The sequence below is a fragment of the Bradyrhizobium valentinum genome, assembly GCF_001440405.1.
In the GTDB taxonomy this organism is placed as follows: domain Bacteria; phylum Pseudomonadota; class Alphaproteobacteria; order Rhizobiales; family Xanthobacteraceae; genus Bradyrhizobium; species Bradyrhizobium valentinum.
Map to the genome: position 1 here is coordinate 44,209 of NZ_LLXX01000067.1, position 13,434 is coordinate 57,642.

The following is a 13,434-nucleotide window of genomic DNA, read 5'->3' on the forward strand; positions in this document are numbered from 1 at the left end:
GAGCCCGCTTCTTTGTCGCCTGATCGGGGGAAGTAATCGTTACCGGAGGAAGCAAGCTGGCTCCGGGTTCCGCCCGGACTACTTGTGCGTACGTCGGATGAGTCAGGACGACAATGGATGTGCCCGCGAAAAACAGGCGCCACGAACTTTCTATGCAATGCCGTGTCCGCATGATCCGGCAATCGAAATCGGTTGTATCTTTCGATAGCACAGCCTGGGCACGGTAACTGGGCACGTATGTTGTTTCAACATAAATATCATACCGAAGCGCACACGCCGATTCTTGTGCCACGCGGCACCACAATGCTCTCCATGCATTATTGCGACACCGCGCGCGCACCCAATCCGTGCGCCAGGGTCAATGGGGTTCCCAGATCGGCGCGTCCGTAAACAGACCGCCCTCGGCAAATCCGATGCCGTAGATCAGGACAGCTCCGAAGGCGAAACTGACCAGGCCCGATGCCACGCGGAGCCGCCAATTGAATTTGGGAAGATTGACAGCCGTGAACGTAAACGGCGCCGACAGGACCAGCGTGATTAGCATCATTCCGACGACAGTCCCGAGCCCGAACAGCAGTAGATACCCGAGCGCGGCCACCGGTTCGCGGATGATAGAAAGGATCATCAGGGCGACGGCGGCCGATCCTGCCAGGCCGTGCACGAGGCCGACCACGAAGGGTCGCAGCCAATGATAGAACGTGAACCTACCGAGCAAGCTGCGATCGAGCCGCGCCAGCGGCGTCTGCTCTTCGGCGTGTCCGTGCGCGCCGGGGCCGTGACCGTGCGGGTGCCGGTGCAAGTAGTCGCCGTGCGCATGGAGGTGATCGTGGATGCCGAGTTCATGTACGCCGGGAGCGCCCGCATGCGCATGGGCCGCGCTGCCCGCGCGACCCATCCCTGCCAAGGTGAGAACGCCGAGCAGGACGAGCATGACGCCGACGGCAAATTCCATCGACATGCCGAGCCGCGGCGGAATGACGACCCCGAACACGATAATTGCCGCGCCGACTGCCATGACCGTAACGGTGTGCCCGACGCCCCAGGCGGCGCCGATCAGCGCCGAACCCGCCACGCTGCGCTCGCGGCTGACGATTGTCGCAATGGCGACGACATGGTCGGCGTCGGTCGCATGCCGCATCCCGAGCAAGAAGCCGAGAAGCAGGAAGGACGCGACATTCAGGGCGGCTTCGGTCATTGCACACGTTTCAAGATGGCTACCTCGGCCGCACTATGGTGCGTTTCAATTACTCAGTGGAACCAGCGACGGCACCCGGCCGCCGCGGCTGGGCGGCGACCACGCCAACGGCAACAATTGACGTGATCTATCCCGGTGATCGGGTGGGTGAAGCCATCATTAGTCCGCTTGCGTCGCCGCGTCCGGCATCCGCAAGCGCAGCGGCCGGAGCGAGAACGAAAGCTGCAGCGAACGTCGTCGGAATTGCGCGTCTCATGACCATACTCCTCCCTCCTCGCGGACGGGACTCCTCAGGCCTGGCGGAAGGCGGGCTGCGTAACATCAAGACCTCACTAACCATCAGCATCAACAATCAGCGGCGTCGGCATCCGAGCCAAGAAACTTTCGCGCGGATAAAGACGATCTATCCGCCCCCGACGGTTAGTCCATCAGGGCGATTCCGATAGAAGACTAGGGAGAACCCTAATTGACACGTCCAGTCGCGGCCCACCCAATGTCGGTAGCTGACGTTGCACGGTCCCGGTGCAGGCAGCAACGACGAAACGCCGGGATGGCGAAGCGTGGTGCATGTCGATGAACAACAGTGAACGCAGCTAGAGAATTCGGACGTCACCGACAGAGCAGTGCCGGATACCAAATGCCGGTATCCAATGTCTGGGAAAAGGAGAGCATGATGAGCAATCTGGTCGTTCTCGGTTTTGATGGACTGCATACCGCAGATGAGGTGCTCAACAAGCTGCGGTCTATGCAGAAGGAGTACCTCATAGATCTCGAAGATGCGTGCGTCGTTGAACGCGAGAAGGGCGGCAAAGTCTACCTCAAGCAAGCCGTCAATCTGACGGGAATTGGCGCGGCCACCGGCGGAACAACCGGAGCCCTGTGGGGCGCACTTGTCGGGCTCCTCTTCCTGAATCCGCTTGCCGGAATGGCGCTCGGCGCGATTGCTGGCGCCGGCATGGGAGCTCTATCAGGCTCGCTCACTGACTTCGGAATCCGTGATGATTTCATCAAGAAGCTCGGCGAGACGATCCCGGAAGGATCGTCTGCACTCTTTGTGCTCTTCAGGAAGGTAAACGAAGACAAGGTCCTGCCGGAGATCGAACCATTTAAGCCCCGCGTACTTCGAACCTCTCTCTCAAACGAAGCGGAGAAGAAGCTCACGACCGAGCTGAGCAAGGCGGCGTGATCGGCGTATGCGCCGAAGGGAAAGCACTGCCTGCTGGTCGACGCGATCCGCGCGGCGTGCGACGAACTTCCGGTCATCATGAAGCGCGGAAGAGTCTGCAAGAGCACGCTGCTGGAGAAGCGAGCGATAGCTGCATAGCAAGCTGATGCCGCAAGCCAGCGTCATAGAGGGGGAACAGCGATAGGAATGAGCAAGATCGGTCGAGGCCGCGCCGGTTGCCTTCGAAAAAGATCTCGCCGGCAAGGTGGGTGACCTGACCGAGGATTTTGCCGAGCAGGTCCCAATTTGGACCCGCCGGGGCTGGCACCGACGACAGGCCTGGCACCGACCGTCGCGCTGGCACGGGTGGCGGTGGCGCCAGGCCCAATTTGGACCACCACTTGGACACCGCCATGGCGCGGGCGGGGTGGGTGTGCTGGTGGCGCAGAGGTCGGCGCGTGTGCGGCTGGCAGTAGCAGTCGCGGCGACGTCTCGAGCTTGAAGTCCGCTGCGCTACGGACGGCGCCCCGCCCGCGCGGGCCAACTAGTCCATCGGGTAGTATCCGATGGAAAACAAGGGAAAACCCTCATTGATAAGTCCGAATGCGACCCGTTTTATTATCTCTGATGGCGCACAATCCTGACAACCGACAAACGTTCCATGGGATCGCCGGCCACAACTATCCTAATCTTGCACCTGCTTTTCCTGGCACGGCAAGCGCGGTTCGGGAGGATCGCATGCAGTTAACTCCGAGAGAGTTCGACAAGCTGCTCATTTACGTGATGGCAGATGTCGCGTTGAAGCGAAGGGCCAAGGGCCTCAAGCTCAACTATCCCGAAGCCGTCGCTGTCATCTCAGCGGTCGCCCTTGATGGCGCACGTGCTGGGAAAACAATCGAAGACGTAACCAGGGAGGCGCGCACCGCCCTAACCAAGGCTGATGTGATGGACGGCGTCGCCGATCTTATTCCAATGGTGCAGATCGAGGCGGTGTTCACCGACGGCAGCCGCCTGGTGACGGTGCACACGCCAATCCAGTAAACGCCTGGAAGGAGGCTAACATGGCTGGACCAAAGATGGGCCCCGCCGTTGCCGCAAATGTCGACCCGGCGACAGAGGACGTGCCCGTCGGCGGCTACGTGTGCAGTTCAGCGGCGATCACATTCGATGCCGACCGCCCCGTGACGACGCTCAAGGTGCGCAATTCGGGTGACCGCCCGGTACAGGTCGGATCGCACTTTCATTTTTTCGAAGTCAACCGCGCGCTGGAATTCGATCGCGCGGAGGCCTTCGGGTTGCGCCTGAACATTCCGTCATCGACGGCAACGCGGTTCGAGCCCGGTGACGAACGCGAGGTTCAACTCGTTCCCTACGGCGGCAAACGCGCCGTCTATGGTTTCAACAATCTCGTCGATGGTCCGACCGCCGGCCAGGACGCCGCCACGGCCAAGTCCAAGGCGGTGGCGCAGGCGGCGAAGCGAGGCTTCCGCTCGACATAAGGCGTGAGGTCGCGTCGAAAGGCAAATCTTGAACGAGGGCCAGTATGCCTACCATGTCTCGGCAAGAATATGTCGGCCTCTTCGGTCCAACGACAGGTGACCGCATCCGCTTGGGCGATACGGGCCTGTTCGTTGAGATAGAGCGCGATTTGCGCGGCGGCTACGGCGACGAACTCGTCTTCGGTGGCGGCAAGAGCATGCGTGAGGGCATGGGCATGGACAATCAGGTGACGCGGGCGGGCGGCGCTCCTGACCTCGTGATCACCAACGTGACCGTAATCGACGCGGTGCTGGGCGTGGTGAAAGCGGATGTGGGGATCAGGGACGGCCGCATCAGTGCGATCGGCAAGGCCGGCAATCCGCAGACGATGGATCGCGTTACACCAGGCCTGGAGATTGGCCTCGCCACCGATGCTATCTCAGGCTCACATCTGATCCTGACGGCCGCCGGGATCGACACACACATTCATTTCATTTCTCCGCAGCAGGCGCAGGCGGCGCTCTCAAACGGCACTACGACATTGATCGGTGGCGGTACCGGTCCGTCGGACGGCTCCTACGCGACGACGGTCACGTCAGGTCCCGGAAACATTAGCATGATGTTACGCGCGTTCGAAAACTGGCCACTCAACATCGGCATTCTCGGCAAGGGGCACGGACACGGCAAGGCGGCGCTGGTTGAACAGATCGAGGCGGGCGCGGTTGGCGTGAAATGTCACGAGGACTGGGGCACCACCCCGGCGGTGCTTCGGTCCGCGCTCACAGTCGCAGACGAGACGGACACTCAAGTGTGCATCCATACCGACACGCTGAATGAATCCGGCTTCGTCGACGATTCCATCGAGGCGTTTGAGGGGCGGACGGTCCACTCGTTTCATACCGAAGGGTCCGGCGGCGGCCACGCGCCAGATATCATCAAGATATCTGGCCTTCCCAACGTCTTGCCATCTTCGACCAACCCCACGCTCCCCTACGGCATCAACTCACAGGCGGAGCTCTATGACATGATCATGGTGTGTCACCATCTCAGCCCCGACATCCCGTCGGATGTTGCATTCACTGAGAGCCGCATCCGAGCTGAAACCATCGCCGCGGAAAACGTCCTTCAGGATCTCGGCGTAATTTCGATGTTCTCAAGCGATTCGCAGGCCATGGGACGCATCGGGGAATGCTGGCTGCGTTGCATCCAGACCGCCGATGCGATGAAGACCGGGCGCGGCAAGCTCCCGGAGGACACGCCCGGCAACGACAATTTCCGGGTGCTGCGCTACGTGGCGAAAATCACCATCAACCCGGCGATCACGCACGGTATTGCCGACGTGCTGGGCTCGGTCGAGGTCGGCAAGATCGCCGACCTCGTCCTGTGGGAGCCGGCATTCTTCGGCGCCAAGCCCAAGATCATCATCAAGAACGGCTTTATAAGCTGGGCAGTGATGGGCGATCCAAACGCGTCGCTGCCGACGCCGCAGCCCACCTACTATCGGCCCATGTTCGGTGCCTACGGTGATGCGTTGGCGGCCAACTGCATCACGTTCGTCTCTGGCGTCGCTCATGCTGCCGGGATCAAGGAGAAACTGGGGCTCCGCCGGCAGGTGATGCCGGTGCGAAACGTCCGTAAAATCAGCAAGCGCGATATGATCAGAAATACCGGGACCCCGAAAATTGAAGTCAGTCCGGAAACTTTCGCCGTGACCGTCGACGGCAAGCACGCGACAGTGCAGCCCTTGACGACAGTCTCGCTAAACCAGAAGTATTTCTTCAGTTAAGGCGCTTGCCATGATCCTCATCAAGACCGTTCTGGGCAACATCGACGATCGCGAATGGGCCGAGCGCCTGTCTGCCGCGGACACCGACTTGCTGGAGATCGATCAGTGGGAAGCACAGAAGAGCCGCTTCCGCAAGACGACTGCAAAGGGTGCGGAGATCGCAGTCTCAATCGATCGCGGTACCCATATCCGCGATGGGGACGTGCTGTTCTGGAATGCCCAGGCGCGCTCGGCACTTGTCGCGCGAATCGAGCTGCGTGACGTGATGATCGTGCATCTGGACGAGCTAATGAACCTCGCGCCCAAAGTGGCAATGCGGACATGCGTTGAACTGGGACACGCGATGGGAAATCAGCATTGGCCAGCATTGGTCAAGGACACAGCCGTCTATGTCCCGCTCACCGTCGATCGCAAGGTGATGGCGTCCGTCATGAACACGCACCGTTTTGAAGGAATCCGCTACGAATTCGTAGCCGGACGAGAGGTCGTTCCCTACCTCGCTCCGCATGAATCACGTCGGCTTTTCGGTGGCGCGGAGGGACCGGTACATTCGCACACGCATGAGAGCTATGCCGGCGTCGAGGCCGAGACGGGACGCGTGTACGGACATCCACCGACGCACGTCCATGTCCATCCGGGAGCCGCCGCTCAGGGACCAACATCGCCGGCAACGGTCGGTTCTGCGCATGATCATCGAGAATGATGGCGTCGATGCGTCGAGAAGCCCCGCATTTCTCTCGCGGATGCTGCAATTTGGTGACTCGATGTTTCCCATTGGCGCGTTCGCATTTTCTTCCGGCCTGGAATCCGCCATTCAGGAAGGTGTCGTCACCGACGCGGCAACGCTTCGAGCGTTCGCGCGCACCGCGTTAGAGCAGGCGGCGCGCGGTGACTGCATCGCGCTGATCGCTGGGCATCGCGCGGCAACTGCCGGCGACGTCGATACCCTCGTCCGGATCGATACGCGGGTATACGCGCGCAAGCTTTCAGACGAGGCGCGGACAATGTCGGTTCGCATGGGCAAGAAGTTCACGGAGATGGGCGTGGAGGTGGTGGGCGCGCCGCTGCTTCACGCCTGGCGTGAGTGCATTGAGACGTCTATTACCCCTGGCTGCTACCCGATAGCCCTAGCCATCAATTTTGCCGTACAGGATCTACCTGCCAGCCAAGCCTTTGTCGTGCACCAGTATGGCGTTGCGACAACGATCCTCGGTGCAGCCTTGCGGTTGATGAAAGTCAGCCACATCGAGACACAGAAGATTCTCTACGAGCTTACCGGACAAACGGACGGGATGTACGCAACGGCCGCGGCGGCGCGGCTGTCGGACATGGCGGGCTTTGCTCCGTTGACGGAAATTCTGGCGGCTATCCACACCAGGGCCCATGTGCGCCTGTTCATGAACTGACGTTGAAGGGAGCTTCGGATGTCGAAGAATATCACGCGCATCGGCATCGGCGGCCCGGTCGGGTCAGGCAAGACGGCGATCGTGGAAGCCATTACACCGCGCTTGCTCGACCTCGGAATCAAGGTTCTTATCATCACCAATGACGTGGTGACGACCGAAGACGCCAAGCACGTTCAGCGTACCCTGAAGGGAGTTCTGCTCCAGGAACGCATTATCGGAGTGGAGACAGGTGCCTGCCCTCATACTGCGGTGCGCGAAGACCCAAGCATGAACCTTGCTGCGGTCGAGGATATGGAACTGCGCTTTCCGGATAGCGACGTCGTGCTGATCGAAAGCGGAGGCGATAATCTGACGCTAACCTTTTCGCCGGCGCTGGTGGACTACTTCATCTATGTAATCGACGTCGCCGCGGGCGATAAGATCCCTCGCAAGAACGGACCCGGGATCACGTATTCCGACATCCTGGTGATCAACAAGACAGATCTTGCCCCCCATGTCGGGGCTAGCCTTGACGTGATGAAGCAAGATTCGCAGATGATGCGCGGCAGCAAGCCGTTCCTGTTCACGAACTGCAAGACGGGGGAAGGTATTCCGGAGTTGGTTGCGCTGATCGAGCGGGAGTTTCTGTTCGATATCAATCCGCGCGCACGGCGTTCAGCATGATACCGGCAGCCTTCCCTCCCTGGGCACGCGCTGAAACGCTCGGCGCATCGATGCCGGAATTCGCCTCGTTCCAGGATGAACCGCCGCAGATGAGCAGCGGCACTGTGGGCAAGACGGGCTTCCTCCATCTGGGTTTCGAGCACCGCTCCGGCAAAACGATCCTGGCAAGCTTGGAACGCCGCGTTCCCTACATGGTACAGCGTGCGCTGCACTGCGACGAACAAATGCCAGGTTTGGCCTACGTGTTCTTGATCACCACCACGGGCTGCTTGCTGCAGGGAGACAGGCTCGCTCTGGACATCACCCTTCATCCACGCGCGCAAGCTCACCTCACCTCCCAATCGGCAACCAAGATCCATGCCATGGACGCCAATTATGCGGCGCAAAGCCAAACGATTGTGCTTGCCGATGACGCATACCTTGAATTTCTTCCCGAACCCGTTATCCCGCACCGGCACTCACGGTTTATCAGCGACACACAAATCTCCGTCGCTCCGTCGGCCACATTGCTCCTCTCGGAAATTATTCAACCGGGCCGAAAGCACCATCATCCTGACGAGTGCTTCGGAGCAACCGTGTTGTCGGTATCAACGGCAGCCGCGCGGCCTGACGGCCGTTCCTTGTTCGCAGAGAAGCTGGTAATCGAGCCGCGACGATATGTGATGCGGCAGACTGGCGTGATGGACTGCTTTGATGTGTTCGCCAACGTGATCCTGTGCGCCCCAAAGGACAAGGCTGACCGGATCCACGAGCGTGCGGGGGCCGATATAAACCTTGCGGACGGCGTTGCGTTCGGCGCTTGTCGTTTGCCCAATGATGCCGGCCTGATCTTCAAGGTGTTAGGCCGCGAAACCGCGCAAGTGAAAGCCAAAGTGCGCGAGTTCTGGAGCGTGGTACGTGAGGAGGTCATCGGCACCGCGCTACCTCCGCCCTATCTATGGCGCTAGCGGATTGGCGGTGCCAACAGGTGATCTCCAACAGCTGACGTCGACACGTTCGAGGAGGCAGCAGTGGAAAAGTTCTTGGCAAAGTGGGAAAGCCTCTCTGCGTCGTCAGGTGTAGTGCGGTTCCTGGACATCAATTTGCGCAGCATCGGGCAAGTTATGTTTCAGAACAACCCACTAACCGGGATTTTCTTTCTGGCCGCGATCATCTGGGGTTCATACGCAGCTGGCGTCCCCCGAGTCGCAATTGCCGGCGTCCTCACTGTCGTCGTGGCAAACTTGACGGCGCAATGGCTTCACGTCGATACCGAGTCGCTCCATTCCGGGCTCTATGGCTTCAACGGCATCCTCGTCGGCCTCGCGCTGGCGACGTTCCTGGCTCCCGGTCCGCTGCTTTGGGTATATGTGATACTGGGAGCGGCAGTATCCGTCGTCGTGATGCTGGGGACAACCAACGTCGTCAAGCCATGGGGTGGCGCTCTCACATTTCCGTTCGTGCTCACAACGTGGCTTCTCCTGTTGGCCACGTATGGATTTTCCGGCCTCGCGGGAGCAGCGCTGCCGACCGGCAACGTTGTTGCCGCATTCCAGCCCTACCAGGGAAGCCCGCTCCAGCTGATTGACCTTGTGCAGGGAGTGTTCCTGAGCATCTCGCAGGTCTTCCTGAAAGCCAGCAGCATCGCGGCGCTGCTCCTGCTTGCGGGGCTCGCCGTGAGCTCGCTCGCAGCCGCCGCCTTCGCTCTCGGAGGTGCGATATTGGCTGTGCTGACGGCCCATCTCTTCGGCGCCGAGAGCGACCTGATCACCGGCGGTCTCCTCGGATTCAGCCCGGTACTGACGGCAATCGCACTCGGTACCGTCTTCTATCAGCCGGGCTGGCGCGTCGTCGCCTACACGATCCTCGCCACGGTGTTCACGGTGATCGTCCAGTCAGCGGTGAACGTTGCGCTGACGCCGTTCGCCATTCCGGCTCTGACGGCTCCATTCGTGCTGGTGACGTGGCTGTTCCTGCTGCCGCGGCAACGCCTGGAGGGAGTGCCTGAGGATGCCCGCGATATCGAAAAGCCTGCCGCCGTCGCTTGATCCTCATCACGGTGTTCGTGATGACCGGCACAACCACGGAGGCGACGATGCCGGCGGCGGCAAAGCCGTCGTTAAGTTCAGGTCGAATGTACATGTCCGACGCTCAAGGATGACGCTCATCGCAAGTTAGCAGGTTCTCGGACTGCCGTGGGGCCTGTGAGTGAGACAGCGATAGCTCAATCATCAACCTCGGATCTGCAGGAGGAAGCGAACCATGGGACTCATTGGGATATTGCTCGGTCTCGCCCTGCTGATGTGGCTCGCGTTCCGGGGTTGGAGCATTCTGATGGTCGCTCCGCCGGCGGCGCTCATCGTGGCCGCGTTCTCGGGAGAACCGTTGCTCGCCCACTGGACGCAGACCTTCATGCCGGGAGCGGCGCGATTTGTGGCGCAATGGTTTCCCCTGTTTCTGCTTGGCGGGTTGTTCGGCAAGCTCATGGGCGACAGCGGCTCGGTCAGCGCCATCGCGCAGTATTTGACCAAGAAGTTGGGAGCCGGCCGCACGATGCTCGCAGTGGTGGCAGCCTCGGCGATCGTGACCTATGGCGGGGTGAGCGTGTTCGTCGCGTTTTTCGTGCTGGCCCCGCTGGCTCACGAGATGTTCAGGGCCGCGAATCTGCCGCGCCGGTTGATACCGGCGGCCGTCGGTCTCGGTGCATTCACCTTCACCATGTCGGTGATGCCGGGAACCCCCTCGGTCAATAACGCGATTCCGATGCCGTACTTCGGCACCACCACCTTTGCGGCCCCCGGGCTGAGTCTCATCGCGTCGGCCATCATCTTTGTCTTCGGCATGTGGTGGCTCGGCCGTGCCGAGGCGGCCGCGCGCAAGGCTGGCGAAGGTTACGCTGGCGAGGCAGGAACCGCTCCTGTCGTCAACGAGATGGTCCGCGAGCAGGCGGCGCCGGCGGGCGACTTCGACCCGGCCGAGTTACCGCATGGCAAGCAGGCCGAGAGCGGGCCGCCCTTCGTCCTGGCCATGCTGCCCATCGTCGTCGTTATCGTCACCAATTTCCTGATGGCGCTCGTCGTATTCCCGCGGCTCGATTTTTCGTTCCTGTCCGAGCCCCGCTGGGGCGGTATTACGATCGGGGCCGTGTCCGGCGTCTGGTCGGTTTTGGTGGCTCTCGCGTTGGCAAACTTGACCGTCATTCTCATCAACTTTCGACGCTTGCCATCCGTTCGCGAAAGCCTTGATGCCGGCGCGAATTCCGCCGCCTTGCCGATGCTGATGATCGCCAGTCTTGTCGGCTTCGGCGCGGTCGTTGCCGCAGTGCCGGCATTTGGGCTGGTTCGCGATGCGGTATTTTCGGTTCAGGGAGGACCGCTGGTCTCATTGGCACTCTCCATGAATGTGCTGGCGGGGCTGACCGGTACTGCTTCCGGCGGTATGGCAATTGTGCTCAATGCATTTGGCGCCGACTTTATGCATCTTGCCACTGAGCATCACATCGATCCCGAATTGATGCATCGCATAACAACGATGAGCGCTGGTACCCTAGACGCGCTCCCGCACAACGGCACGGTGTTGCTGTTATTGCAGATTAGTGGTCTGACTCACCGTGAAAGCTATCTCGACATGGTGATGACCGTGATCGTCAGTTGCATCATCGCACTTGTTGCTGTCCTGATACTGGGTTCGGTGTTCGGGTCATTTTGACGCTTGTCGCTTTTTTGGAGGATTGCCGGAACTCTCACGGCCCGTCGGCTGACTCGGCGCACGCCCAATGGCAGCACTGCTGGCGGCAATGCGCACCTGTCAGCGCAGGCTCATGCACCTCGCGCGTCGCGTATCGCCTGAGCGACTTTCGTCGCCTGCGACACTCATCCGATTCGCGCGCCCGTGACGGTCCTTCTGCGGCGGGTGCTCAAGCGCAGCACCATGCCTTCGTTGACGGCAGATCCGGCGGGAGGACGAGGATGAAGTTCGCGGCTCGACGCAGCGCGAGAGCCTTTCGAGCCGCTTCGACATGGGCAGTCCGAGCTGCCGGACCAAGCTGGCGCTCACCTGGATCGAGAGGTACGATCGCATGAGGAAAGGGTTCTGGCATTCATTCTCTACCGGCGGCCTTCTCCTCGGAATACTGTTTTTTGCTGCCTCTCTGACGCCGACGCTGTTGCCACGGAATTTTTTGACGCAGGGGATCCTTTCAGGATGCTCGCTGACAGTCGGATACGGCATCGGCGCGTTCGGCGGTTGGCTTTGGGCTTACATGGAGCTCCTGCAGCTCAGCGGCCGCCTACTGCGCGTCGCCAAACTCGCCGCCGCGACCGGCTGCGCGGTAGTTGCGATCATCTCCCTCTGGCTGGCGGCACGATGGCAGAATTCGATCCGTGAGTTGATGGAACTCGAGTCGGTCGACACAGCGCATCCGCTCGAGGTCTGCCTAATTGCGCTGGCGGTGTTCGCAATCCTGATCGCGCTCGCGAAGTTCTTCCGACTGACGCTCCGCTTCGTGGCGACAAGAGTTAGCCGCTTCCTGCCAGGGCGACTGTCCAACGTCATCGGCGTCATCGCGGCGGTTGCGCTGTTCTGGTCAGTCATCAATGGAATTTTGTTCCGAACAGCCCTGCGCGTCGCAGGGGCGTCCTTCCAGGAATACGATCAACTGATCGAACCGGAGACTGAGCCGCCGACGGACCCTCTGAAGACCGGCAGCAGTGCTTCCCTTCTCACCTGGGACAAGCTCGGACGGGCGGGACGGGAGTTCATCTCCTCAGGGCCGACCCGTAAAGACATAAGCGCTTTTTCGGGCAGGGAAGCGCGCGAGCCTCTTCGCATCTATGTCGGACTACGATCGGCAGGCACGCCGGAACTGCGCGCCAAGCTTGCACTGGAAGAATTAAAGCGTGTCGGTGGATTCGAGCGATCCGTGCTTGTCGTAGCGACGCCGACCGGCACCGGCTGGGTCGACCCGGCGGCGATGGACAGCGTCGAGTATCTGCACCACGGCGCCGTTGCGAGCGTTGCCATGCAATATTCCTATCTCGCCAGTTGGCTGTACCTGCTTGTGGAGCCGGGCTATGGCGCCGATGTCGCACGCGCCCTCTTCAACGAGATTTACGGATACTGGATCACGCTTCCCAAGCACCGCCGGCCAAGACTTTATCTGCACGGGATCAGTCTTGGCGCCGCGAATTCCGAACAATCGACCGACCTGATCGAAGTCATGCGCGACCCGTTCGCCGGCGCACTCTGGAGCGGGCCGCCTTATTCGAGCAGGCTCTGGCGCTGGCTCACCGAGCGTCGCAATCCGGGATCGCCCGCCTGGCTTCCCCGGTTCCGCGACGGATCATTCGTGCGGTTCATGAACCAGCACGGAGAGTTTGCTGATCCGGCCTCAGGTCCGAGTGCCGTGTGGGGGCCGATGCGGGTCGTCTACCTGCAATATGCAAGCGACCCGGCAACCTTTTTCGAGTATCGCAGTCTCTATCGCGAGCCGGACTGGATGCTGCCGCCGCGCGGCCCGGACGTGTCGCCGCAATTGCGATGGTATCCGGTTGTAACTCTTCTTCAACTGATGCTGGACATGTTCATGGCAACCGACGCGCCGATCGGCTATGGCCATGTCTACGCCCCAGCGCACTACATCGACGCATGGGTCGAGGTGACGGAAGTTCGCGACTGGTCCGCGGAAGACATCACGCGGCTGAAGCAGCACCTCTCCAAGCCGTAGTCCGCGACCGCTATTCCAACATCCGCCACGGCGGCG

The 13,434-nt window shown here is 60.9% G+C and carries 12 protein-coding genes; 11 read left to right on the plus strand and 1 reads right to left on the minus strand.

The window, feature by feature from the left end; translation table 11 throughout:
- Positions 1 to 358 precede the first annotated feature (358 nt).
- A complete protein-coding gene (locus tag CP49_RS11250) occupies positions 359 to 1,195 on the minus strand; it encodes a hypothetical protein (protein ID WP_057850321.1) in 837 nt (278 codons plus the stop codon).
- A 673-nt stretch (positions 1,196 to 1,868) separates the two neighbouring features.
- Here CP49_RS11250 and CP49_RS11255 point away from each other — a divergent pair.
- The 11 genes from CP49_RS11255 (at position 1,869) to CP49_RS11305 (ending at position 13,398) form a co-directional block, all read left to right on the plus strand.
- Positions 1,869 to 2,381: a DUF1269 domain-containing protein gene (locus tag CP49_RS11255; RefSeq protein ID WP_057850402.1), complete on the plus strand. Its 513-nt coding sequence runs from the start codon at positions 1,869 to 1,871 to the stop codon at positions 2,379 to 2,381.
- A gap of 717 nt (positions 2,382 to 3,098) precedes the next feature.
- Positions 3,099 to 3,401, plus strand: a complete 303-nt coding sequence (locus CP49_RS11260) for an urease subunit gamma (protein ID WP_057850322.1) — start codon at positions 3,099 to 3,101, stop codon at positions 3,399 to 3,401.
- Positions 3,402 to 3,436: 35 nt separating this feature from the next.
- Positions 3,437 to 3,859 carry an urease subunit beta gene (locus tag CP49_RS11265; protein ID WP_245310655.1) on the plus strand — a complete coding sequence of 141 codons (423 nt, stop codon included), beginning with the start codon at positions 3,437 to 3,439 and terminating at the stop codon, positions 3,857 to 3,859.
- Between the two features lie 44 nt (positions 3,860 to 3,903).
- The gene (locus CP49_RS11270) at positions 3,904 to 5,625 is read left to right on the plus strand and encodes an urease subunit alpha (protein WP_057850324.1); all 1,722 of its coding nucleotides are present in this window, start codon (positions 3,904 to 3,906) and stop codon (positions 5,623 to 5,625) included.
- Positions 5,626 to 5,635: 10 nt separating this feature from the next.
- On the plus strand, positions 5,636 to 6,328 hold the full coding sequence (locus CP49_RS11275) for an urease accessory protein UreE (protein WP_082645966.1): 693 nt from the start codon (positions 5,636 to 5,638) through the stop codon (positions 6,326 to 6,328).
- The gene (locus CP49_RS11280; RefSeq protein ID WP_057850325.1) at positions 6,312 to 7,031 is read left to right on the plus strand and encodes an urease accessory protein UreF; all 720 of its coding nucleotides are present in this window, start codon (positions 6,312 to 6,314) and stop codon (positions 7,029 to 7,031) included. The genes CP49_RS11275 and CP49_RS11280 overlap by 17 nt, the downstream gene beginning before the upstream one ends.
- Positions 7,032 to 7,049: 18 nt before the next feature.
- Positions 7,050 to 7,694 (plus strand): urease accessory protein UreG, encoded by a 645-nt coding sequence (ureG, locus tag CP49_RS11285; RefSeq protein ID WP_057850326.1) that lies wholly within the window; start codon positions 7,050 to 7,052, stop codon positions 7,692 to 7,694.
- Entirely contained in the window at positions 7,691 to 8,641 is a 951-nt protein-coding gene (locus CP49_RS11290) for an urease accessory protein UreD (protein WP_057850327.1), read from the plus strand. The genes ureG and CP49_RS11290 overlap by 4 nt, the downstream gene beginning before the upstream one ends.
- A 63-nt stretch (positions 8,642 to 8,704) precedes the next feature.
- Positions 8,705 to 9,721 carry an urea transporter gene (gene yut, locus CP49_RS11295; protein WP_057850328.1) on the plus strand — a complete coding sequence of 339 codons (1,017 nt, stop codon included), beginning with the start codon at positions 8,705 to 8,707 and terminating at the stop codon, positions 9,719 to 9,721.
- 214 nt (positions 9,722 to 9,935) lie between these two features.
- A complete protein-coding gene (locus CP49_RS11300) occupies positions 9,936 to 11,381 on the plus strand; it encodes a GntP family permease (RefSeq protein WP_057850329.1) in 1,446 nt (481 codons plus the stop codon).
- Positions 11,382 to 11,751: 370 nt separating this feature from the next.
- Complete coding sequence (locus tag CP49_RS11305) at positions 11,752 to 13,398, plus strand: alpha/beta hydrolase (protein ID WP_057850403.1); 1,647 nt, start codon at positions 11,752 to 11,754, stop codon at positions 13,396 to 13,398.
- The last annotated feature ends 36 nt before the right edge of the window (positions 13,399 to 13,434 follow it).